The sequence below is a fragment of the Micromonospora carbonacea genome (assembly GCF_014205165.1).
Classification (GTDB): Bacteria; Actinomycetota; Actinomycetes; order Mycobacteriales; family Micromonosporaceae; genus Micromonospora; species Micromonospora carbonacea.
Genome location: NZ_JACHMZ010000001.1, coordinates 4,535,458 through 4,561,052 on the forward strand (window position 1 = coordinate 4,535,458; position 25,595 = coordinate 4,561,052).

General features: G+C 76.2%; 3 protein-coding genes. All 3 read right to left on the reverse strand.

Going from position 1 to position 25,595, the window contains the following annotated elements; translation table 11 throughout:
• Positions 1-9 precede the first annotated feature (9 nt).
• The 3 genes from HDA31_RS19355 to HDA31_RS19365 are packed head-to-tail and all read right to left on the reverse strand — an operon-like array spanning position 10 to position 25,578.
• Positions 10-9,567: a type I polyketide synthase gene (locus HDA31_RS19355; RefSeq protein ID WP_439822724.1), complete on the reverse strand. Its 9,558-nt coding sequence runs from the start codon at positions 9,565-9,567 to the stop codon at positions 10-12.
• Between the two features lie 24 nt (positions 9,568-9,591).
• Entirely contained in the window at positions 9,592-14,604 is a 5,013-nt protein-coding gene (locus HDA31_RS19360; RefSeq protein WP_178064099.1) for a type I polyketide synthase, read from the reverse strand.
• Positions 14,605-14,640: 36 nt separating this feature from the next.
• Positions 14,641-25,578 (reverse strand): type I polyketide synthase, encoded by a 10,938-nt coding sequence (locus HDA31_RS19365; RefSeq protein ID WP_178064098.1) that lies wholly within the window; start codon positions 25,576-25,578, stop codon positions 14,641-14,643.
• Between the last annotated feature and the right edge of the window lie 17 nt (positions 25,579-25,595).

Below are 25,595 nucleotides of genomic sequence, written 5' to 3' on the forward strand. Positions count from 1 at the left end.
CGGGCCGGGTCACGAGTCGGTGCCTTCCAGGGCCATCCGGACCAGGCCGGCGAGGTCGAGCTCGCGGATCTCCGCCTCCGGGGCGGCCGGGGCGGCCGGCGTGGCCGGGCCGGTGACGGTGTGCGCGAGCTGGAGGAGCTGGTCGAGCAGGCCGGCCTGGCGGAGCTGGTCGAGCGGGATCGCGGCGAGGACCCGCCGCACCTGCTCCTCGTCGCCGGGGCCGCCCACCGCCGGGCCGCCCGCACCGGGGCCGACGTCCGGGCCGGCCACGCCGCCGAACAGCTCCTCGTGCAGGTGGTCGGCGAGCCCGGCCGGGGTCGGGTAGTCGAACACGACAGTGGTGGGCAGGTCGTGCCCGGTCGCGGCGGTGAGCAGGTTGCGCAGCTCCACGGCGGTCAGCGAGTCGAAGCCGAGGTCGAGGAAGCCCCGGTCGGTCTCGATCGCGTCGGCGGAGGAGTGGCCGAGGACCTTCGCCGCGTCGACCCGCACCATCTCCAGCAGCGCGGCCCGCCGCTCCTGGCCGGGCAGCGACCGCAGCCCGGCGAGCAGGTCCCGGCCGGGCGCGGCCGGGTCCGGCGCGGCGGCCGGGGCGGCGGTCAGCGCGTGCACGGCCGGCAGGCCGGCCAGCAGCGGGCTGGGCCGCAGCGCCGTGAACAGCGGGTGGAAGGTGGCCCAGTCGACGTCGGCGACGGTGACGCAGGTGTCCCCGGCGGCGAGGGCGTGCCGCAGCCCGGCCAGCGCCACGCCCGGCGGCATGACCCGCAGGCCGCGGCGGCGCAGCTGCTCCGGCGCGCCGTCGGAGAACATGCCCGACTCGGTCCACGGCCCCCACGCCACGGACGTGGCGGGCAGGCCCCGGCCCCGGCGGGCCTCGGCGAGCGCGTCGAGGTGGGCGTTGCCGGCGGCGTACGCGCCCTGCCCGCCGCTGCCCCACACCGCCGCGATCGACGAGAACAGCACGAACGCGTCCAGCTCGACGCCGTCGAGCAGCTCGTCGAGCAGCTCCGCGCCGACCAGCTTCGGGGCGATGACGTAGGCGAGGTCCTCCAGCGTCGTGTCGGTCAGCGGCACCACCTCGCTGACCCCGGCGGCGTGCACCACGGCGCGCAGCGGCGGCCCGTCGCGGCGCAGGTCGGCGATCAGGTCGGTCATGCCGGCCCGGTCGGCGGCGTCGCACCGGGCGACCCGGCAGTCGACGCCGAGGGCGGTCAGCTCGGCCAGCAGCTCCGTCGCGCCGGGGGTGTCGGTGCCGCGCCGGCTGGTCAGCACCACCCGCTGCGCGCCGGCGGCGGCCACCCAGCGGGCCACGTGCCCGCCGAGCGCGCCGGTGCCGCCGGTGATCAGCACGGTGCCCCGGGGCTGCCACGGCTCCGGTTCCCCGGCGGTGCCGGCCGGGACGAGGCGGCGGACCAGCACCTCGGACTCGCGGACGGCGAGCTGGTCCTCGGCGACGCCGCCGGTGAGCACGTTGCCGAGCCGCATCGCGGCCCAGCTGTCGATCGTGGCCGGCAGGTCGACCAGGCCCGCCCAGCGGGCCGGCTGCTCCAGCGCCGCCACCCGGCCCAGCCCCCACAGCGTCGCCTGCCGGGGGTTGGCCGGCGCGTCGCCGGCGCCGGTGCCGACCGCGCCCTGGGTGACGCACCACAGCCGGGCCGCCGCGTCGCGGTCGGCGAGCTCCTGGAGCAGCTGGACGGTCGCGGCGAGGCCGCGCGGCAGCGCCGGGTGCTCGGCGTGCGGGGCGTCGTCCAGGCCGAGGAAGGACAGCACCGACAGGGTCCCGGCGGCGGCGTCGAGGGCCTCGCCGAGCACGTCGGCGAGCTGCCCGCCCAGCTCGTCGGGGTCGGCGGCGAGGTCGACGCCGACGGTGGTCACGTCGGTGCCGAGGGTCCAGGTGCACGAGTCCAGGACGGGGTCGTCGACCCGGTCGGCGGGCAGCAGCACCAGCCAGTGGCCGGGCTCCTGCGGCTCCGGGGTGGCGGCGAGGGGCTCCCACACCGCCCGGTAGCGGGCGGCGTCCACGAGGGACCGTTCCCGGCCGCGCCGCCGCCACGCCGACAGGGCGGGCAGCACCGCGCCGAACGGCTGGTCGCGGTCGACGTCCAGCTCGCGGGCCAGGGAGTCGAGGTCCTCGGCGTCGACGGCCGCCCAGAACCGGCGCTCGACCTCGGTGTCGTCGGCCGCGCCGTCGCCGGAGTCGGGGGCGGCGGTGGCCCACGGCGGCGGCTCCGGCCAGTACCGCTGCCGGTCGAACACGTACGTGGGCAGGTCGACGCGCTGCGCGCCGGTGCCGGCGTACAGGGCGGGCCAGTCGGGGCTGACGCCGTGGGCGTGGAGGGCGGCGACGGCCCGCAGCAGGGCGGCCGGCTCGGGGCGGTCCCGGCGCAGGGTCGGCGCGACCAGCGGGGCCCGCCCGCCGGCCGGGGCGCCCTCGGCGAGGACGGCCTGGGCGAGCGCGGTGAGCACCCCGTCGGGGCCGATCTCGACGTACGCGGTGGTGCCCTGCTCGCGCAGGGCCGCGACGGCGTCGGCGAAGCGTACGGCGTCGCGGGCGTGCCGCGCCCAGTACGCCGGGTCGGCCAGCTCGTCCGCGCCGACGGGCGCGCCGGTGACCGTGGAGACCATCGGCACGGCCGGGGCCCGCCAGGCCAGCCGCCCGGCGACGGCGGCGAGGTCGGCGAGCACCGGGTCCATCAGCGGGCTGTGGAAGGCGTGGCTGACGGTGAGCCGCCGCACCCGGACGCCCCGGGCGGCCCACTCGGCGGCCAGCTCCTCGACGGCGTCGCCGGCCCCGGAGAGCACCACGGCGGCGGGGCCGTTGACGGCGGCGACGGAGACCCGGTCGGCGCGGTCGCCGAGCGAGGCGAGCACGTCGGCCTCGGCCGCGGCGACGGCGAGCATCGCCCCGCCGTCGGGCAGGGCCTGCATGAGCCGGCCCCGGGCGGCGACCAGCGCGGCGGCGTCGGCCAGCGACAGCACCCCGGCGGCGTGGGCGGCGGCGAACTCGCCGATCGAGTGCCCGGCGACCACGTCGGGCCGCAGCCCCCACGCGTCGAGGAGCCGGAACAGCGCCACCTCGACGGCGAACAGCGCGGGCTGGGTGTACTCGGTGCGGTCGAGCAGCGCCGCGTCGGCGGTGCCGGGCTCGGCGAACAGCACCGGCCGCAGCGGCCCGGGCAGGTGCGGGTCGCAGGCGGCGCAGACCTCGTCGAGGGCGGCGGCGAAGACGGGGAACGCCGCGGCCAGCTCGCGGCCCATCCCGGCCCGCTGCGCGCCCTGCCCGGAGAACAGGTACGCCACCTTCGGGCGGGGCGCGACGGCCCCGGTGACCAGCAGCGGCGAGTCGTCGCCGGTGGCGAGGGCGCGCAGCCCGGTGCGCAGGGCGATCCGGTCGGCGGCCAGGACGACGGCCCGGTGGTCCAGGTCGGCCCGGGTCACCGCCGACGACCAGCCGACGTCGACCATCGGCGGGGCCTCCGGCCCGGTGAGCTGGTCGGCCCACGGCCCGGCCTGGGCTGCGAGGGCCGCCGGGGTACGCGCCGACAGCAGCACCGGCACCACCGGCAGCCGGCCCGGGTCGCCGGCCGGCGTGACCGGGGCGGGCTCGTCGGGGGCCTGCTCCAGGATGGTGTGCGCGTTGGTGCCGCTGATGCCGAAGGAGGAGACGGCGGCCCGGCGCGGGTGGCCGGTGACCGGCCAGGGCCGGCCCTCGGTGAGCAGCTCGACCGCGCCGACGCTCCAGTCCACCTGGTCGGTGGGCTCGTCGACGTGCAGGGTCGCCGGCAGGAACCCGTAGCGCAGCGCGAGGACCATCTTGATGATGCCGGCGACCCCGGCGGCGGCCTGGGTGTGGCCGATGTTCGACTTGATCGAGCCGAGCCACAGCGGCTGGTCGGCGGGCCGCTCCCGCCCGTAGGTGGCGAGCAGCGCCTGCGCCTCGATCGGGTCGCCCAGCTTCGTGCCGGTGCCGTGGGCCTCGACGGCGTCCACGTCGGCGGCGGTGAGCCCGGCGTTGGCCAGGGCCTGCCGGATGACCCGCTGCTGTGACGGCCCGTTCGGGGCGGTCAGCCCGTTGGACGCGCCGTCCTGGTTGACGGCGGAGCCCCGGATCACCGCGAGCACGGGGTGGCCGTTGCGGCGGGCGTTGGACAGCCGCTCCACCAGCAGCACGCCCAGCCCCTCGCCCCAGCTCGTGCCGTCGGCGGCCGACGCGAACGCCTTGACCCGGCTGTCCGGGGCCAGGCCCCGCTGCCGGCTGAAGCCGACGAACACGCCGGGGGTGGACATGACGGTGACGCCGCCGACGAGGGCCATCGAGCACTCCGCCTGGCGCAGCGCCTGGCAGGCCCAGTGCAGGGCGACCAGCGACGACGAGCAGGCCGTGTCGACCGACACGGCGGGCCCCTCCAACCCGAGGGTGTACGACACCCGGCCGGAGAGCACGCTGCCGGCGTTGCCGGTCATCAGGTGCCCCTCGGCGCCCTCGGCGCTGAACATGAGGTTGCGGTAGTCCTGGTAGTTGGTGCCGACGAACACGCCGGTGGGGGTGCCCCGCAGGGCCTGCGGGTCGATGCCGGCCCGCTCGATGGCCTCCCAGGACGCCTCCAGCAGCAGCCGCTGCTGCGGGTCCATGGCGAGGGCCTCGCGGGGGCTGATGCCGAAGAAGACGGGGTCGAAGTCGGCGACGCCGGTGACGAAGCCGCCCTCCCGGGCGTAGCTGGTGCCCTCGTTCTCCGGGTCGGAGTCGAACAGCCGGTCGAGGTCCCAGCCCCGGTCGGTGGGGAACTCGCCGATCGCGTCGCCGCCGGCGGCGAGGAGCTGCCACAGCTGCTCCGGGTTGTCCGCGCCGCCGGGCAGCCGGCAGCTCATGGCGACGATCGCGATGGGCTCGTCGTCCACGGGCGCGGCGGCCGGCGCGGGGGCCGCCGGCTCGGGGTCGACCCCGGTGAGCAGCTCCGCCAGGTGCGCGGCGAGCGCCGTCGGGTTCGGGTAGTCGAACGCGAGCGTGGCGGGCAGCCGCAGGTCGGTGGCGGTGGCCAGGAAGTTGCGCATGTCCACGGCGGTCAGCGAGTCCAGCCCCAGGTCCCGGAACGGGCGGGTGGCCGGCACGTCGTCGGCCGAGCCGTAGCCCAGCGCGGTCGCCGCGCACTGGCGGACCAGCTCCAGCAGCGCCTCGTCGCGGTCGGCCCGGGACAACCCGGCGAGCCGGCGGGCGAGCGCGCCCGACGGCGCGTCCGCCTCCTCCTCGGCATCCGGCGCGGCGGCGGCCCTGCCCGCCTCGGCCACCTCGGGCAGGTCGCCGATCAGCGGGCTGGGCCGGACCAGGGTGAACGCGGGCGCGAACCGGGCCCAGTCGATGTCGGCGATCAGCGTCGTCGTCTCGCCCCGGCGCAGCGCGCGGGCGAGGGCCTCGACGGCGAGGTCAGGGTCCATGCCGACCATGCCGCCCCGGCGCAGCCGCTGCTGGGCGCGCTCGTTGTCGGCGGGCAGGCCGGCCCCACTCCACGCCCCCCACGCCACGGACAGGGCGGGCCGGCCCTGCGCGCGTCGCCGCTCGGCGAGGGCGTCGAGGTAGGCGTTCGCCGCACCGTACGCGCCCTGGCCGGCGTTGCCGGTGGTGCCGGCGACGGAGGAGAACAGCACGAACGCGTCGAGGTCGAGGTCGCGGGTCAGCTCGTCGAGGTGGTCGGCGGCGACGCACTTGGGCGCGGCGACGGTGTGCAGGCGCAGCGGGGTGGCCGTGTCGACGATGCCGTCGTCGAGGACGGCGGCGGTGTGCAGCACGGCGCTCAGCGGCGCGTCGGCCGGTGCGGCGGCGAGGAGGGTGGCGAGCTGGGCGCGGTCGGTGACGTCGCAGGCGGCGACGGTGACCCGTACGCCGAGGTCGGTCAGCTCGGCCTCCAGCTCCGCCGCGCCCGGGGCGTCGGGGCCGCGCCGGCTGGCCAGCAGCAGGTGCGCCGCGCCGTGGCGGGCGGCCCAGCGGGCGAGGTGCCCGCCGAGACCACCGGTGCCGCCGGTGATCAGCACGGTGCCGCGCATCCGCCAGCCGCCGCCGGCCGACTCGTCGGTGGCGTGCGGGGCCGGGTCGGCGGAGCCAGCCGCCTCGGAAGAGGCCGGGTCGCCGGGGGTGGTCGGCTCGGGGTCGGTGATCCGAGTGAGCCGGCGGGCGTACACCCCGGAGTCGCGGACGGCGAGCTGGTCCTCGCCGCCGGTGTCGCCGAGCGCCGCGCAGAGCAGGGCGCCGGCGTGCGCGTCGAGGCTGTCGGGCAGGTCGATCAGCCCGCCCCAGCGGCCGGGGTGTTCCAGGGCGACGGCACGGCCGAGGCCCCAGACGGCGGCGGCCGTGGGGTGCGGCGGCTGGGCGTCGGCGACGACGGCGACCGCCCCGCGGGTCGCGCACCACAGCGGGGCCTCGACGCCGAGCGTCCCGAGCGCCTGCACCAGCGCGACCGTCCCGGTGACGCCGAGGGTGGTCGCCGGGTGGTCGGGGTGCGCCCGCCCGTCGAGGCCGAGCAGGGACAGCACGGCCGCCGGCCCGTCCGCCGGCAGCGCGGCGCGCAGCCCGTCGGCGAGGGTCGCGGCGTCGCCGGTGGCGTCCACCTCGACGGGTACGACGTCCGCGCCGAAGTTGCCGAGCGCGCCGAGCACCCCGGCGACCAGCGGGTCGTCGGCCGTGCCGGCGGGCAACGGGACCAGCCAGGTCCCGGCGAGCCAGGTCAGCGGCAGGTCGGGCAGGGCGGGCCAGGTGATCCGGTACCGCCACCGGTCGATGTCGGGCGCGGCCTCGCCCTGGGTGAGGAACAGCGGCGGGGCGGGCCAGTACCGGTGGTGGTCGAACGCGTAGGTGGGCAGCGGCACGGTACCGGCTGCGGCGAGGACCTTCGTCAGGTCGACGGGCAGGCCGATCGCGTGCGCGGTGGCCAGGTTGGTCAGCAGCCGGGTCGGGTCGTCGTCACCCCGCCGCAGGCTACCGATCGTGTGGCCGGTGACCCCGGCGTCGTCGAGGATCGCCGTCACCGGCATCGTCAACACCGGATGCGGGCTGATCTCCACGAACGTGGTGTGCCCGGCGGCGATGGCGACCCGCACGGCGGCGTCGAACTGCACGGTCTGCCGCAGGTTGTCGTACCAGTAGTCGGCGGTCATGCTCGCCGGGTCGGCCCAGTCGCCGGTGAGCGTCGACACGAGCCGGACCCGGCCCGGCTGCGGGGTGACGTCGGCCAGGTCCGCGCGGAGGCGTTCGGCGACGTCCTGCACGGACGGGGAGTGCGAGGCGTAGTCCACCGGGATCAGGCGGGCCCGGATCCCGTCGGCCTGGCAGGCGTCGACCAGGTCCGCGACGGGCTGCGGCGGACCCGAGACGACCACCGTGGCAGGACCGTTCACGGCGGCGACGCCCACGCCCGGGAACTGCGCGAGCCGTTCGGTCACCGCGTCGGCGGACAGGTCAACCGACGCCATCGCACCAGTCCCCCGCAACACCGCCAAGGCCCGCGACCGAAGGGCGACCGTCTTCGCCGCGTCGTCGAGGGACAGGATCCCCGCGACGCAGGCGGCACCGATCTCACCCTGCGAGTGGCCGACCACCGCCTGCGGGGACACGCCCGCGTGCTCCCACACCGCCGCGAGGGCGACGCCGACGGCCCACAGGACCGGCTGCACCACCTCGACCCGCTCCAGCCACGACTCGTCGTCGCCGGTCAACACGGAGACAAGGTCGACGTCGAGGAACGGAGCCAGGGCCCGCTGACACTCCGCCAGCCGCGCGTCGAACACCGGAGCGCGACCCACCAGACCGGCCGCCATCCCTGCCGACTGCGCACCCTGACCCGGAAACACGAACACCGGACCCACACCGTGACCCGAGGCGACACCGGACACCACGTTGCCCGCCGGTACGCCGGCTGACAGGGCGTCCAGTCCGGACAGCAGCTCCTCCAGGCTCGACCCGACGACCGACGCCCGCTGGTCGAACGTCGACCGGGTCGTCGCCAGCGACCAGCCGACCGCCGTCGGGTCCACGTCGCCGTGCTCCCGCACGTGGGCGGCCAGCCGTTCGGCCTGACCAGCCAGGGCCGCCCGCGACCGCGCCGACACCGGCCACACCGTGACGTCGGCGTCGACCAGGCCCGGCGAGCGGACCCCGGCCGGCGCGTCGGCGGGCTCGTCGGGCTGTTCGAGGATGACGTGGGCGTTGGTGCCGGAGATCCCGAACGACGACACCGCCGACCGCCGGACACGACCCGTCCCCGGCCACGGCGTCGCCTCGGTGGCCAACTCCACCGCACCCGCCGACCAGTCGATGTGCGGCGACGGGGCATCCACGTGCAGCGTCGCCGGGACGACACCCTCCCGCATGGCGAGGACCATCTTGATCACGCCGGCCACGCCGGCCGCCGCCTGGGCGTGCCCGATGTTGGACTTCACCGAGCCGAGCAGCAGCGGCGCGGCGTCGCCCCGGTCCTGCCCGTACGTGGCCAGGAGCGCCTGCGCCTCGATCGGGTCGCCGAGCGTGGTGCCGGTGCCGTGCGCCTCCACCACGTCCACGTCCGCCGTGGACAACCGCGCGTTGGCGAGGGCCTGGCTGATCACCCGCTGCTGGGCGGGCCCGTTCGGGGCGGTGAGCCCGTTGGACGCGCCGTCCTGGTTGACGGCGGAGCCGCGTACCACGGCGAGGACGGGGTGGCCGTTGCGGCGGGCGTCCGACAGCCGCTCGACCAGCAGCCAGCCGACGCCCTCGGAGAAACCGGCGCCGTCGGCGGCGGCGGCGAACGACTTGCACCGCCCGTCGGGGGAGAGGGCGCGTTGCCGGCTGGACCCGATGTAGAGGCCGGGGGTGGCCATGACGGTCACGCCGCCGGCCAGGGCGAGGTCGCACTCCCCCGCCCGCAGCGCCTGCACGGCGAGGTGCAGCGCGACCAGCGACGACGAGCAGGCCGTGTCGATGGAGACGGCCGGCCCCTCCAGGCCCAGGGTGTACGACACCCGGCCGGACGCGACGGCCGCCGCGCCACCGGTCATCGAGTGGCCCTCATCGCCGTCGGGCGACATCATCAGCAGGGTCCCGTAGTCCTGCCCGTTGGTGCCGACGAACACCCCGGTGCGGCTGCCGCGCAGCGAGGCGGGGTCGATGCCGGCGGCCTCGACGGCCTCCCAGGACGTCTCCAGCAGCAGCCGCTGCTGCGGGTCCATGGTCAGCGCCTCGCGGGGCGAGATCCCGAAGAACGCCGAGTCGAAGTCGCCGGCGGAGTCGAGGAACCCGCCCTCGCGGGCGTACGAGGTGCCCGGGTGGTCGGGGTCGGGGTGGTAGAGCCGTTCGACGTCCCAGCCCCGGTCGGCGGGGAACGGGGCGACGGCGTCCCGGCCCTGGCTCAGCAGCTCCCACAGGTCGTCGGGGTTGCGCACCCCGCCGGGCAGGCGGCAGCTCATCGCCACGATCGCGACCGGCTCCAGTTCCTGGGACTGCGCCTCACTGAGCCGACGACGGGTGTCGTGGAGATCAGCCATGACCCGCTTGAGGTAGTCGCGGAGCTTGTCTTCATTGGCCATCGGGATGCCGCTTCCTCGCAGGGGACGGGGGTGAGCCGGGGCGGGTCAGGAGATGCCGAGGTCCTTGTCCACCATCGCGAACAGTTCGTCGTCGGTGGCGTCGTCGAGGTGCCGGCCGATGTCGGCGCCGCCGCTGGCCTGGCCGAGACGGGAGAGCATCGCCTGGAGGCGTACGGTGGCCCGCACCCGGGCCGCCTCGTCGCGCGCCACGACGTCGAGGCTGTCGGCGATCCGGTCGAGGTCGTCGAGGAGGACCGTCGGGGTGACCACGTCGTCGTGGGCGACCTCGGCGAAGAGGTACTCCGCCAGCGTCGTCGGCGTCGGGTAGTCGAAGACGAGGGTGACGGGCAGGGCGACGCCGGTGGCGGAGCCGAGCCGGTTGCGCAGCTCGACGGCGGTGACGGAGTCGAAGCCCAGCTCGCGGAACGCCCGGTGCTCGTCGACCGACTCGGCGGACGGGTAGTTGAGCACGGCGGCGACCTGGCCGCGGACGAGGCCGAGCAGGACGGCGAGCCGGTCGGCGGCGGGCAGCCCGGCGAGCCGCTCCTGGAGCGTGTCGGGGCCGTCGCCGGTCTCCACGGTGGCGATCCGCTCGGTCGCCTGGAGCCGCCGCACGTCCGGCAGGTCGCTGATCAGCGGGCCGGGCCGGGTGGCGGTGAAGGCGACGGAGAACCGCTCCCAGGCGATGTCGGCGATGGTGAGGAACGCCTCGCCGTGGTCGACGGCCTGGTGCAGGGCGGCGATGGCCGCGTCGGGGGCCATCTCGGGTACGCCGTGGCGGTGCAGCAGCTCGCCGAGCGGCCCGTCGGCCATGCCGCCGCCGGCCCACGCGCCCCAGGCGATGGAGGTGGCGGGCAGGCCGAGGCCCCGCCGGTGCTGGGCGAGGGCGTCGAGGAACGCGTTGCTGGGCGCGTAGTTGCCGACGCCGGAGCTGGCGACGCTGCCGGCGAAGGAGGAGAACATGACGAACGCGGACAGGTCCAGGTCGAGGGTCAGCTCGTGCAGGTGGTACGCGACGTCGACCTTGGCCTGGAGCACCCGTTCGATCTGGTCCAGCCGGATGTCGTTGATCATCGCGTCGTCGAGGACGGCGGAGGCGTGCACGACGGTGGTGAGGGGGTGTTCGGCGGGGATCGACTCGATCAGCGCGGCGAGGGCGTCGCGGTCGGCGGCGTCGCACTCGACCACGCTGGCCTGCGCGCCCAGCGCGGTGAGGTCGTCGACGAGCTGCTGCGCGCCGGGCGCGTTCATGCCCCGGCGGCTGGCGACGACGATGTTCTGCACGCCGCTGCGGGCCAGCCAGCGGGCGGCGTGCCCGCCGAGTGCGCCGGTGCCGCCGGTGACGAGCGCCGTGCCGTAGGGCTCCCACGGGTTGGCGGGCTGGCTGTCGCCCAGCGGAACACGGGTGAGCCGGCGGGCGAGGAGACCGCCGGGGCGTACCGCGAGCTGGTCCTCGTCTCCGGCGGCGGTGAGGGCCGCGACCAGCAGGCCGGCGCAGCGCTCGTCGACGGCCTCGGGCAGGTCGACGAGGCCGCCCCACCGCTCGGGGTGCTCCAGGGCGGCGACCCGGCCGAAACCCCAGACGAGGGCCTGCACCGGGGAGCGCAGCAGGTCGGCGCGGCCGACGGAGGCGGCGCCGGAGGTGACGGCCCACATGGGGGCACGCAGGCCGACGTCGCCGAGGGCCTGGAACAGCGCGACGGTGGCGGCGAAGCCGCCGGGCACGGACGGGTGCAGCGGGTGGACCAGCTCGTCGAACGCGAGCAACGACACCACGCCGGCCACGTCGGCGGGCTCGTCGGTGCCGCCGTCGGCGGCGACGAGGGCCTCGCGCAGCAGCTTGCCGAGCAGGTCGCGGTCGGCGTCGGTGGTGGAGACGGGCACGGCGACGACGGTCGCGCCGGCCGCCGTGACGGCCTCGACGCAGGCGTCCTGCCAGGGCTCGACGATGTCGCCGGTGGGCAGGACCACGACCCAGGTGCCGCTCATGCCCCGGTTGGCGATGCCGGTCAGCGGCTTCCAGGTGTCCTGGTAGCGCCAGCTGTCGATGTCGGACTGCCGGCGGCGCTTGCGCCGCCAGGAGGTGAGCAGCGGCAGGGCGGGGCCGAGCGCGTCGACTGCCTCGTAGGCGGGGATGTCGTCGGTGGCGACGGCCTCGGCGAGGGCGGTGAGGTCGCCGCGTTCCACGGCGGCCCAGAAGCCGGCATCGTCGGGGTTGGCCGCGCCCTGGAGCAGCGTCTCCAGGTCGACGCCGCCGCTGCCGTCGAGCCAGAACCGCTGGTGGTCGAACGCGTACGTGGGCAGCGGCACGGTGCCGGCTGCGGCGAGGACCTTCGTCAGGTCGACGGGCAGGCCGATCGCGTGCGCGGTAGCCAGGTTGGTCAGCAGCCGGGTCGGGTCGTCGTCACCCCGGCGCAGGCTACCGATCGTGTGGCCGGTGACCCCGGCGTCGTCGAGGATCGCCGTCACCGGCATCGTCAACACCGGATGCGGGCTGATCTCCACGAACGTCGTGTGCCCGGCCACCACGGCCACCCGCACCGCCGCGTCGAACTGCACCGTCTGCCGCAGGTTGTCATACCAGTAATCCGCCGTCATCGACGCCGGGTCGACCCAGTCACCCGTCAGCGTCGAGACCAGGCGGGTATGGCCCGGCTGCGGGGCGACGTCGGCCAGGTCCGCCCGGAGCCGCTCGGCCACCTCCTGCACGGCGGCGGAGTGCGACGCGTAGTCCACCGGGATCAGGCGGGCCCGGATCCCGTCGGCCTGGCAGGCGTCGACCAGGTCCGCGACCGGCTGCGGCGGACCCGACACCACCACCGTGGCGGGACCGTTCACCGCCGCCACACCCACACCGGGGAAAGCGTGGAGCCGCTCAGTCACCGCGTCGGCGGACAGGTCCACCGACGCCATGGTGCCGGTGCCCCGCAGCACGGCCAGGGCCCGCGACCGCAGCGCGACCGTCTTCGCCGCGTCGTCGAGGGACAGGATCCCCGCCACACACGCCGCACCGATCTCACCCTGCGAGTGGCCGACCACCGCGTCCGGGACGACACCGGCCGCCCGCCACACGGCGGCGAGGGCGACGCCGACGGCCCACAGGACCGGCTGCACGACCTCGACCCGCTCCAGCCACGACTCGTCGTCGCCGGTCAGCACGGAGACCAGGTCGACGTCGAGGTGGGGGGCGAGGGCCCGCTGACACTCCGCCAGCTTCGCGTCGAACACCGGCGTACGGCCGACCAGGCCGGCGGCCATCCGCGCCGACTGCGCGCCCTGACCGGGGAAGACGAAGACGGGGCCGGGGCCGGAGCCGACGACCGTGCCGGTGACCAGGTTGCTGGCCGGCTGGCCGACGGCCAGGGCGTCGAGCCCGGCCAGCAGCTCACCGGCGTCCGCGCCGACGACGGCGGCGCGGTGGTCGAACGTGGACCGGGTCGTCGCGAGGGACCAGCCGACCGCCGCCGGGGCGAGGTCGCCGTGCTCCCGCACGTGGGCGGCGAGCCGGGCGGCCTGGCCGGCGAGCGCGGCCTTCGACCGGGCGGACACGGGCCACACCGTCACGTCCGAGTCGACGAGCGCGGCGGCGGCAGTCTCCGCCTCGGAAGCCCCCGCGTGGACGGCCTCGGCGGCCTCCGCGTCGACGGCCTCGGCGTCGTCCGGGGCGACGGCCTGCGGCCGGTACTCCTCCAGGATCACGTGGGCGTTGGTGCCGCTGACGCCGAACGAGGAGACGCCGCCGCGCCGGGGGCGGCCCAGCTCGGGCCACGGCTTACGCTCGGTGAGCAGGGACACCGCCCCGGCGGTCCAGTCGACGTGCTTCGACGGCTCGTCGATGTGCAGCGTCTCCGGCATGACGCCGTTGCGCAGCGCCATCACCATCTTGACCAGGCCGGCGACCCCGGCGGCGCTCTGCGTGTGGCCGATGTTGGACTTCACCGAGCCCAGCCAGAGCGGCCGGTCGGCGGGGCGGTCCTGCCCGTACGTGGCGATGAGCGCCTGCGCCTCGATCGGGTCGCCGAGGGTGGTGCCAGTGCCGTGCGCCTCCACCACGTCGACGTCGGCGGTGCCGAGCCGGGCGTTGGCGAGGGCGGCCCGGATGACCCGCTGCTGGGAGGGGCCGTTGGGGGCGGTGAGGCCGTTGGACGCGCCGTCCTGGTTGAGGGCGCTGCCCCGGATCACGGCGAGGACGGGGTGGCCGTTGCGCTCGGCGTCGGCGAGCCGCTCGACGACGAGCACGCCGCCGCCCTCGCCCCAGCCGGTGCCGTCCGCCCCCTCCGCGAACGCCTTGCACCGGCCATCGACGGACATGCCGCGCTGCCGGGAGAAGACGACGAAGACGCCCGGGGTGGCCATGACGGTGACGCCACCGGCGATGGCGAGGTCGCACTCGCCCCGCCGCAGCGCGTTCACGGCGAGGTGCAGGGCGACCAGCGACGAGGAGCAGGCGGTGTCGACGGTGACGGCCGGGCCGTTGAGGCCGAGGGTGAACGAGATGCGGCCGGACGCGACGCTTGTGGTGTTGCCGGTGCCGAGGTACATGTCGACGCCCTCGGGGACGTTCGGCAGGCCCATGCCGTAGTTGGAGGTGCTCACGCCGACGAAGACGCCGGTGGAGCTGCCCCGCAGCGACAGCGGGTCGATGCCGGCCCGCTCGACGGCCTCCCACGACGTCTCCAGCAGCAGCCGCTGCTGCGGGTCCATGGCGAGGGCCTCGCGCGGCGAGATGCCGAACAGGGTCGGGTCGAACGCCCCGGCGTCGTCGAGGAACCCGCCGACGCGCGTGTAGCTCTTGCCCGGCTTGTTCGGGTCCGGGTCGTAGAGGGCCTCCAGGTCCCAGCCCCGGTCGGCCGGGAACTCGGTGAGGGCGTCCCGGCCGTCGGCGACGATCTCCCACAGGTCCTCGGGCGACCGGACGCCGCCGGGGAAGCGGCAGCTCATCGAGACGATGGCGAGGGGCTCGCTGTCACGGGCCTCGACGCTCTGGAGCTTGCGCTTCGTGTCGTGCAGGTCGGCGGTCACCCGCTTGAGGAAGTACCGCAGCTTGTCGTCGCTCATCGGGTCGCACCTGCCTCGATCCGGAAGTCGGTCATCTCAGGAGATTCCAAACTCTTTGCTGATGAAGTCGAAGATCTCGTCGTCGCTGGCCGCGTCGAGATCGGGCCGGTCCTGCTCCGCGGCGGGGCCGGCGGCGAGGTCAGTCGCCTTGGCGAGCAGGTCCCGCACGCGGGCGGTGAACCGGTCCCGGGCCGCCGGGTCGAGCGGGATGGTGGTGAGCAGGCTCTCCACGGTGTCGATGCCGGAGAAGATGGGCTGGGTGGACGGGGCCGCGTCGGCGGCGATGTCGCCGGCCAGCCGCTCGGCGAGCGCGGTCGGCGTCGGATAGTCGAAGACCAGCGTCGCCGGCAGCCGCAGCCCGGACAGGGCGTTGAGCCGGTTGCGCAGGTCGACGGCGGTGAGCGAGTCGAAGCCCAGGTCGGTGAAGAGGCGGCCCGGGTCGATGGCGTCGGCGCTGGCATGGCCGAGGACGGCGGCGATGTTGGCCCGGACCACGTCGAGCACGACCTTGAGCCGTTCGGGGCCGGCCAGGCCGGCGAGCCGCTGGGCGAGCGGCACCCCGCCGGCGCGGGCACCGGCGTCGACCGAGCGCCGCATCGGGGCCCGGACCAGGGCCCGCAGCAGCGGCGCGAGGGCGCCCGCCTCGGCCTGGGCGCGCAGCGCCGGCACGTCCAGGCGCATCGGCACGACGGCCGCCGCGTCGAGCCGCCACGCCGCGTCGAAGAGGTCGAGGGCCTGCCCGGTGGCCAGGCCCGCCGCGCCCTGCTCGGCGATGCGCCGCACGTCGGCGTCGCCGAGGTGGCCGGTCATGCCACTGGCCTGCTCCCACAGGCCCCAGGCGAGGGAGATGCCGGGCAGCCCCCGGGCCCGCCGGTGCGCGGCGAGCGCGTCGAGGAACGCGTTGGCCGCCGCGTAGTTGGCCTGGCCGGCGCTGCCCAGCGTGGCCGCCGCCGAGGAGAACAGCACGAACGCGGCGAGGTCCAGGCCGGCGGTGAGCCGGTGCAGGTGCCACGCGGCGTCGATCTTCGGCACGGCCACCGCGTCGACGCGGTCGGGGGTCATCGACTCCAGCACGCCGTCGTCGAGGACACCGGCGGCGTGCACGACGGCGGTGAGCGGGTGCGCGGCGGGCACCCCGGCCAGCAGCGCCGCGAGCGCGTCCGGGTCGGCCGCGTCGCAGGCGGCGACGGTCACCCGCGTGCCGGCCTCGGCCAGCTCGGCGACCAGGTCGCCGATGCCGTCGGCCGCCGCGCCGCGCCGCCCGGCCAGCAGCAGGTGCCGCACGCCGTGGGTGGTGGCGAGGTGCCGGGCCAGGATCCGGCCCAGCACGCCGGTGCCGCCGGTGATCAGCACGGTGCCGTCGGGGTCGACGCCGCCGGGCAGCGGCTCCACCCCCGCCGGGACCCGGCCGAGGCGCGGCGTGCGCACCTGGCCGGCCCGCACCGCGAGCTGCGGCTCCCCGGAGCCGATCGCGGGGGCCAGCGCGGCGGCGCTGGCCGGGTCGGCGTCCAGGTCGACCAGTTGCAGCCGGCCGGGGTGTTCGAGCTGCGCGGTGCGCAGCAGGCCCCACACCGGGGCCTGGGCCAGGTTGACCGCCGGCTGCGCGCCCGCCGCGACCGCGTCGCGGGTGACCAGCACCAGCCGGGACCCGGCGAACCGGTCGTCGGCCAGCCAGGTCCGCACCGCCGCGAGGGTACGGTGCGTCGTGGCCCGCGCCTGCGCGGCGAGGCCCGGCCCCTCGTCGTCCCCGCCGCCGCCGACCCCGACGATCACCGCCTCGGGCGCGGGCTCGCCCCCGGCGAGCAGGTCGCCGAGCGAGTCCAGGTCCACGTCGCTGCGCACCCGTGCGCCGGCCGACTCGCAGGCGGCGCTCAGGGGCAGGTCGTCGCCGCCGAGCACCGCCCAGCGGGTCGCCGCCGGCACCGGGCCGGTCGGCACGGGCAGCGCCGGCCAGTCCACCTGGAACAGCGACTCGTGCCGGCCGGAGCGGGCCGCGCCGAGGGAGTCACCGGAGACCCGGCGCATGATCAGGGACTCGGCGTGCAGCACCGGCGCGCCGGTGGCGTCGGCCACCTGGAACGCGACGCCGACCTCGCCGGCCGCGCTGACCCGCACCCGCAGGGCGGTGGCCCCGGCGGCGAGCAGGGACACCCCGGTCCAGGCGAACGGCAGCCGGGGCACGGTGGCGTCGCCGCCGTCGCCCATCCGGCCGAGGAACCCGCCGATCGACATGGCCTGCAACGCGCCGTCGAGCAGCGCCGGGTGCACCCCGAACCGGCCCGCCTCGGCGTGGTGGTCGGCGGGCAGCTCCACCTCGGCGAAGACCTCGTCGCCCCGGGTCCACGCGGCACGCAGGCCGCGGAACGCCGGCCCGTACCCGAAGACGGTCGCCTCGATGCCGGAGTAGAAGTCGTCGTTCTCGACGGGGGTCGCGCCGGGCGGCGGCCACACCCCGAGGTCGAAGGCGGGCGGGTCGGTGGGGGCCGGGGCGAGCAGGCCGGTGGCGTGGCAGGTCCAGGCCACGTCGGCGAGGACCTCGTCGGAGCCGTCCCGGTAGGGGCGGGAGTGCAACTGCACGGTCCGCCGGCCGTCGTCGTCGCGTTCGGCCACGGTGAGCTGCACCTGGAGGGAGCCCAGCTCGGGCAGGACGAGCGGGGCGAGCAGCGTCAGCTCGTCCACCCTCGGGCAGCCGGCCTGCTCCCCCGCGTACGTCGCCAGCTCCACGAACGCGGTGCCGGGCAGCAGGATGTTGTCCATCACCCGGTGCTCCCCGAGCCACGGATGGGTACGCACCGACAGCCGGCCGGTGAACACCATCCGCTCGCTGTCGGGGAAGGTGAGAGTGGCGCTGAGCAGCGGATGTCCGGCGTCCTGGAGGCCGGCGGAGGCGACGTCCTGCGCCCGGTGGACGGGCGGCTCCACCCAGAACCGCTGGTGCTCGAACGCGTACGTGGGCAGCGGCACGGTGCCGGCCTCGTCGAGGACCTTGGTGAGGTCGACGGGCAGGCCGATCGCGTGCGCGGCGGCCAGGTTGGACAGCAGCCGCGTCGGATCGTCGTCACCCCGCCGCAGGCTACCGATCGTGTGGCCGGTGACCCCGGCGTCGTCGAGAATCGCCGTCACCGGCATCGTCAACACCGGATGCGGGGAGATCTCCACGAACGTGGTGTGCCCGGCGGCCACGGCCACCCGCACGGCCGCGTCGAACTGCACCGTCTGCCGCAGGTTGTCATACCAGTAGTCCGCCGTCATGCTCCCCGGGTCGACCCAGTCACCCGTCAACGTCGACACCAGCCGGACCCGACCCGGCTGCGGGGCCACGTCGGCCAGATCCGCCCGGAGCCGCTCCGCCACCTCCTGCACCGACGGGGAATGCGAGGCATAGTCCACCGGGATCAACCGCGCCCGGATCCCATCGGCCTGACACGCCTGCACCAGGTCCGCGACCGGCTGCGGCGGACCCGACACCACCACCGTCGCGGGACCGTTCACGGCGGCCACGCCCACGCCCGGGAACCCGGACAGCCGCTCCGCCACCGCGGACGCGGACAAGTCCACCGACGCCATCGCCCCAGTGCCCCGCAACACGGCCAAAGCCCGCGACCGCAGCGCGACGGTCTTCGCCGCGTCCTCCAGGGACAGGATCCCCGCCACACACGCCGCACCGATCTCACCCTGCGAATGACCCACCACCGCCTGCGGCACCACACCCACGTGCTCCCACACCGCCGCGAGGGCGACGCCGACGGCCCACAGGACCGGCTGCACCACCTCGACCCGCTCCAACCACGACTCGTCGTCCCCCGTCAGCACGGACACGAGATCCACGTCGAGATGCGGGGCGAGGGCCCGCTGACACTCGGCCAGCTTCGCGTCGAACACCGGCGCACGGCCGACCAGACCGGCGGCCATCCGCGCCGACTGCGCACCCTGACCCGGGAACACGAACACCGGACCAGCACCGTGACCAGAGGCGACACCGGACACCACATTGCCCGCCGGCAGACCGGCGGCGAGCGCCTCCAACCCGGCGAGCAACTCCTCCACCCCCGACCCGACCACAGCGGCCCGCTGGTCGAACGTCGACCGGGTCGTCGCCAGCGACCAACCGACCGCAGCGGTGTCCAGCACGCCGTGCTCCCGCACGTACGCGGCCAGCCGGGCGGCCTGACCGGCGAGGGCCGCCTTCGACCGCGCCGACACCGGCCACACCGTCACGTCGGCGGCCAGCAGCCCGGAGACGCCGGTGGCGGCCGGGGCCGCAGGCTCGTCGCCCTGCTCGATGATGACGTGGGCGTTGGTGCCGGAGATCCCGAACGACGACACCGCCGCCCGGCGGGGCCGGTCCACCACCGGCCACGGCGTCGCCTCCGTCACCAGGTCCACCGCGCCCGCAGACCAGTCGATGTGCGGCGACGGCTCGTCCACGTGCAACGACGCCGGGACGAGGCCGTGCCGCATCGCCTGCACCACCTTGATCACACCCGCCACACCCGCCGCCGCCTGCGCATGACCGATGTTCGACTTGACCGACCCCAACAACAGCGGCCGGTCACCGGGACGGTCCTGCCCATACGTCGCCAGCAACGCCTGCGCCTCGATCGGATCACCCAGCGTCGTGCCCGTCCCGTGCGCCTCCACCACGTCCACGTCCGACGTGGACAACCGCGCGTTCGCCAGGGCCTGCCGGATCACCCGCTGCTGCGACGGACCGTTCGGCGCGGTGAGACCGTTCGACGCGCCGTCGGAGTTGATCGCGGTGCCGCGTACCACGGCGAGGACGTGCCGGCCCTGCCGGCGGGCGTCGGAGAGCCGCTGCACGAGGAGCATGCCGACGCCCTCGGACCAGCCCGTCCCGTCGGCCGACGCCGCGAACGACTTGCACCGGCCGTCGGCGGCCAGGCCACGCTGGCGGGAGAACTCGACGAACGCGGTCGGGGTGGCCATCACCATCACGCCGCCGGCCAGGGCGAGGTCGCACTCGCCGGAACGCAGCGCCTGACCGGCCCAGTGCAGGGCGACCAGCGACGAGGAGCAGGCCGTGTCGAGGGAGACCGCCGGCCCTTCGAGGCCGAACGTGTACGCCACCCGGCCGGAGATGACGCTGCTGGTCATCCCGGTCAGCATGTAGCCCTCGGCGGCCTCCGGCGAGTACGCGAGCAGGCTGCCGTAGTCCTGGCCGCTGGTGCCCACGAACACGCCGGTGCTGCTGCCCCGCAGCGTGGCCGGGTCGATGCCGGCGCTTTCGAAGGTCTCCCAGGTGGTCTCCAGCAGCAGCCGCTGCTGCGGGTCCATGGCGAGGGCCTCGCGGGGGCTAATGCCGAAGAAGCCGGGGTCGAACCGGTCGACGCCGCGCAGGAAGCCGCCGCCGCGGGCGTAGAAGGTGCCGGTGGCGTCGGGGTCGGGGCTGTAGAGGCTGTCGAGGTCCCAGCCCCGGTCGGTGGGCAGGTCGGTGACCGCGTCGACGCCGTCGGCGACGAGCCGCCACAGGTCGTCGGGGGACCACACGCCGCCGGGGAGGCGGCAGGCCATGCCGACGATGGCGAGGGGCTCGTCGTCGCCGACCGCCACGCTGGTGGTGGCGGGCCGGACGGGCACCGGCGTGCCGGCGATCTCCGTGCCGAGGTGGGCGGCGAGGTCGGCCGGGGTGGGGTAGTCGAAGACGAGGGTGGCGGGCAGCCGCATCCCGAACGCGTTGTTGAGGCGGTTGCGCATCTCGACGGCGGTGAGCGAGTCGAAGCCGAACTCGCTGAACGCCCGGCGCGGCTCGATGGCGGCCGGGTCGGGGTAGCCGAGCACGGCGGCGGCCTGCCCCCGGACGATCTCCACGAGGGCGGCGGCGCGGGCGGCGTCGCCGAGCGCGGCGAGCTGCTGGACCAGGGACGCGCCGGTGGTCGCGGCGGCGGCGCGGGCGGGGGTGCGGATCAGGGCCCGGTACAGCGGCGGGATGCTGCCCCCGGCGAACTGCGCCTTCATCGCGGCGAGGTCGAGGCGGGCGGGCACGAGGGCGGCGTCGGTGCGGCGGCAGGCGGCGTCGAAGAGGGCCAGGCCCTCCTCGGCCTCCATGGCGGCGACACCGGAGCGGGAGATCCGGTTGAGGTGGACGTCGTCCAGCTCGGTGGTCATGCCGCTACGGTCGGCCCACAGGCCCCAGGCGAGGGTGAGGGCGGCGAGGCCGCGCGCCCGGCGGTGCTGGGCGAGGCCGTCGAGGAACGCGTTGGCGGCGGCGTAGTTGCCCTGGCCGGGGCCGCCGGCGGTGGCGGCGAGCGACGAGTACGAGACGAACGCCTTCAGGTCGAAGCCGGCGGTCAGCTCGTGCAGGTGCCAGGCGGCGTCGACCTTGGGCCGCAGCACGCCGTCCATCCGTTCGGGGGTGAGCGAGGAGACGACGCCGTCGTCGCGTACCCCGGCGGCGTGGACGACGGCGGTGAGCGGGTGGGCGGCGGGGATGGCGGCGAGCAGCTCGGCGACGGCGTCGCGGTCGGCGACGTCGCAGGCGGCGGCGGTGACGGTCGCGCCGAGTTCGGCGAGTTCGGCGCAGAGTTCGGGGATGCCGGCGGCGGCCGGGCCGCGCCGGCTGGTGAGGATCAGGTGCCGGACGCCGTGGACGGTGACGAGGTGGCGGGCCATGAGCTGCCCGAGGGTGCCGGTGGCGCCGGTGACGAGCACGGTCCCGTCGCCGTCGAACGGGGTGGCGGGCGGCTCGGCGGGGGCCGGCACGCGGGTGAGCCGGGCCCCGGCGGCGACGCCGGCCCGGATGACGACCTGCGGCTCGTCGGTGTCGACGGAGGCGACGAGGGCGGCGGCGCAGCCGGCCGGGTCGTCGACGTCGACCAGCAGGAACCGGTCGGGGTTCTCCGACTGCGCGGAGCGGACGAGGCCGATGACGGCCGCGCCGGCCAGGTCGGTCAGGTCGGCGTCGGCGGCCGTGGCGACGGCGCCCCGGGTGAGCACGACGAGCCGGGAGGTGGCGTACCGCTCGTCGGCGAGGAACCGCTGCAACACGTCGAGCGCCCGGTGGGTGACCCCGGCGACGGCGCGCGGCACGTCGCCGGTGGCCGGCGGGTCGAGGAACGGCAGGACCAGCACGCCGGGGGCGTCCGTGCCGGCGTCCAGCGCGGCGGCCAGGCCCGCCAGGTCGGGGTACGCGGCGACGGCCGTCCCGGTGGCGGCGAGCGCGTCGGCGAGGCCGGTGGCGTCGCCGACGACCGCCCAGTCCGCGCCCGACGGGCCGGCGGGCAGGGCCAGCGGGGCCCACTCGATGCGGTACAGCGACTCGGTGCCGCCGCCGGAGGCGACGCGGAGCTGGTCGGCGGAGACGGGCCGCAGCACGAGGGAGCCGACGGAGATGATCGGCGCGCCGTCGACGTCGGCGAGGAGCAGGGAGACGCTGTCGGTGCCGGTGTGCGAGACGCGGACCCGGGCCGCCGCCGCGCCGGCCGCGTGCAGGGCGACGTCGTTCCAGGAGAACGGCAGCCGGCCGTAGCCGGGCGGCACGTCCGCGCCGGACGGTTCGCCGGCCGGCGTGGTGAGGCCGAGGGTGTGCAGGGCGGCGTCGAGCAGCGCCGGGTGCAGCCCGTACCCGCCGGCCTCGGCGGCCGGGGTCTCGGGCAGGGCCAGCTCGGCGAAGAGGTCGTCGCCGCGCCGCCAGGCGGAACGCAGCGCGATGAAGGACGGGCCGTAGTCGTAGCCCTGGGCGGCGAGGTTGAGGTACAGGTCGTCGGTGGGGACCTCGGTGGCGCCGGGGGGCGGCCAGGCGGTGAGGTCGGACCAGCCGGGCGGGCCACCGGGGGCGGCCGGGCCGCTGGCGAGCACGCCGCTGGCGTTGCGGGTCCAGCCGCGCTCGCCGTCCTCGGCCGGTTCGCCGTCGACGGCGGAGTGCAGGGAGACGGACCGGCAGCCGGTGTCGTCGGCGGGGCCGATCCAGAGCTGGATGTCGACGCCGCCGGTCTCGGGCAGGATCAGCGGCGCTTCCAGGGTCAGCTCGCGGACGTGGTCCGCGCCGACGTGCGCGCCGGCCTGCAACGCCAGCTCGACGAAGCCGGTGCCGGGCAGCAGCACGGTGTCGAAGACGACGTGGTCGCTGATCCACGGGTGGGTACGCCGGGCGAGCCGCCCGGTGAACAGGAAGCCCTCGGCGTGGGCGACGCCGACGGCCGCGCCGAGCAGGGGGTGCTGGGCGGGGCGCAGGCCGACGGCGGTGACGTCGCCGGTCCACCCGACGCCGGCCTCGGGCCAGTACCGCTGGTGCTGGAACGCGTACGTGGGCAGGTCGACCCGGGTGGCGTCGGTGCCGGCGAACCACGGCCGCCAGTCCACGGCGGCCCCGTGCACGTGCAGTTCGGCGAGGGCGGTGAGCAGGGCGTCCGCCTCGGGCCGGTCCTTGCGGCCGGCGGCGACGGCGAGCATGCCCTCGGCGTCGGCGAGGATCTCGGCGGTCAGCGCGGTGAGGACGCTCGACGGCCCGATCTCCAGGTAGGTGCCCGCCCCGGCGGCGCGCAGCGCGGCGACCCCGTCGGCGTAGCGGACGGCCTCGCGGACGTGCCGCACCCAGTAGTCGGCGGTGCGCAGGTCGTCGCCGTCGGCGAGCGCCCCGGTCACGTTGGACACGACGGGCAGCGCGGGCGCGGCGAAGGTGAGCGTCTCCAGGGTCGCGCGGAACTCGGCGAGCATCGGCTCCATCAGCGGGCTGTGGAACGCGTGGCTGACGGTGAGCCGGCGGGTGCGTACGGCCCGGCCCTGCCAGAGCTGCTCGACCTCGTCCAGGGCTTCGACCGCACCGGAGACCACCACGGACGTGGGCCCGTTGACGGCGGCGATCCCGACGTCGACCCGACCGGCGATCGACTCCGCCACGTCGGCCTCGGCCGCGTTGACCGCGAGCATCCCACCCCCGGCCGGCAACGCCTGCATCAGGCGACCCCGCGCCGCAACCAGCGCGCACGCGTCCGCGAGGGACAACACCCCGGCCACGTGCGCGGCGGTGATCTCACCGACCGAATGCCCGCCCACGAAGTCCGGCACCACCCCGAACGACTCCACCAGGCGGAACAGGGCCACCTCGACCGCGAACAGACCGGCCTGCGTGAACACCGTCTGATCCAGCAACGCCGCCTCGGGCGTGCCCGCCTCCGCGAACAGCACCCCCCTGAGCGGCTGCGGCAGCAACGGATCCAGGTGACCGCACACCTCGTCCAACGCGGCGGCGAACACCGGGAACGCGGCGTACCACTCGCGGCCCATGCCGGCGCGCTGCGCGCCCTGACCGGAGAACAGCGCCGCGAGCGGACCCCGGTCGGCGGCCTGGCCGACCACCGCGCCGGACGGGTCCCCGGCGGCGAGGGCCCGCAGCCCGGCGGCGAGGTCGTCGCGGCCGGTGGCGGCGACGACCGCCCGGTGCTCAAGGGTGGAGCGGGTGGCGGCCGACGAGAAGGCGACGTCGAGGGGGCGCAGGTCGGCGTCGGCGGCCAGCCGGTCGGCCCAGCGGCCGGCCTGGGCGGCGAGCGCGGCGGCGTCGCGGGCCGACACCAGCACCGGCACGACCGGCCGGTCGGCCGGCGGCGCGGCGTCGGCCGGGGCCTGCTCGACGGCCGGGGCCTGCTCGACGATGACGTGGGCGTTGGTGCCGGACACCCCGAACGACGACACCGCCGACCGGCGGGGACGCGCGACGGACGGCCACGGGGTCGGCTCGGTGACCAGCGCGACGGCGCCGGCGTCCCAGTCGACCTGGGGGGTGGGGGCGTCGACGTGCAGGGTGGGCGGCACGACGCCGTGCTGCATGGCGAGCACCATCTTGATCACACCGGCGACGCCGGCGGCGGCCTGCGCGTGCCCGATGTTGCTCTTGATCGAGCCGAGCAGCAGCGGCGCGGCCCCGCCCCGGTCCTGCCCGTACGTGGCGAGCAGCGCCTGCGCCTCGATGGGGTCGCCGAGTCGGGTGCCGGTGCCGTGCGCCTCCACCACGTCGACGCCGCCGGCGGCGAGGCCGGCGTTGGCCAGCGCCTGCTGGATGACCCGCTGCTGTGACGGCCCGTTGGGGGCGCTCAGTCCGTTGGACGCGCCGTCCTGGTTGACGGCGGAGCCCCGCACCACGGCGAGGATCGGGTGGCCGTTGCGCTGCGCGTCGGAGAGCCGTTCCAGCAGCAGCACGCCGACGCCCTCGGACCACCCCGTCCCGTCGGCGGCGGCGGCGAACGCCTTGCACCGGCCGTCGGCGGCCAGCCCGCGCTGCCGGGAGAACTCGACGAACGCGGCCGGGGTGCACATGGCGGTGACCCCGGCGACGACGGCGAGGGTGCACTCCCGCTGCCGCAGCGCCTGCCCGGCGAGGTGCAGGGCGACCAGCGACGACGAGCAGGCGGTGTCGATCGTGACCGCCGGCCCCTCCAGGCCGAAGGTGTAGGAGATCCGGCCCGAGACGACGCTGCCGGCGTTGCCGGTCATCAGGTGCCCCTCCAGGCCCTGCGCCGCGCCCATCAGCACGCCGCCGTAGTCCTGGCCGGTGGAGCCGGCGAAGACGCCGGTGCGGCTGCCGCGCAGCGAGTGCGGGTCGATGCCGGCCCGCTCGAAGACCTCCCACGAGGTCTCCAGCAGCCACCGCTGCTGCGGGTCCATCGCCAGGGCCTCGCGGGGGGAGATCGCAAAGAAACCCGGGTCGAAGTCCGCGAGGTCGTGGACGAAGCCGCCCTGCCGGGTGTACGAGGTGCCGGACTGCTCGCCGTCGGCGTCGTAGAGCGCCCCCAGGTCCCAGCCCCGGTCGGCCGGGAAGTCGCCGACCACGTCCCGGCCGGACGCGACGACGTCCCACAGGTCCTCGGGCGAGCGCACCCCGCCGGGGAAGCGGCAGCTCATGGAGACGATGGCGATCGGTTCCTGCTCGCCGGCCTCCACCTCGCGCAGGCGCTGGCGCACCTGGTGCAGGTCGGCGGTGACCCGCTTGAGGTAGTCGAGAAGCTTCGCCTCGTCAGCCATGGACCGCCCACTCCTTG